A 209-nucleotide genomic window follows, 5' to 3' on the forward strand; every position below is an offset into this window, starting at 1 on the left:
CCAAAAAGTCATTGTTCAGCAGTACGGTCTGCCTTCACCGACATTGGAGCAGTTTTTGACAGAGGGGAAGGCGATGGTGTCCACATGGCTCCCCTATATCCACTATGCTCCTAAAGGAGAAACGATTGACTTGTTTTTAGAGGAGTTGCTCGAAAAAAAAGAGTACGATGCCGTTTGCTTTACAACGGCATTACAAGTAAAGGCGCTAT

General features: G+C 45.5%; 1 pseudogene. It reads left to right on the forward strand.

Annotated features, from left to right (window positions below):
* Nucleotides 1-209: pseudogene (locus CHH91_RS20840) on the forward strand (uroporphyrinogen-III synthase); the annotation flags it as partial.

The sequence above is a fragment of the Virgibacillus sp. 7505 genome, assembly GCF_002272135.1.
Taxonomy (GTDB): Bacteria; Bacillota; Bacilli; order Bacillales; family Amphibacillaceae; genus Terribacillus.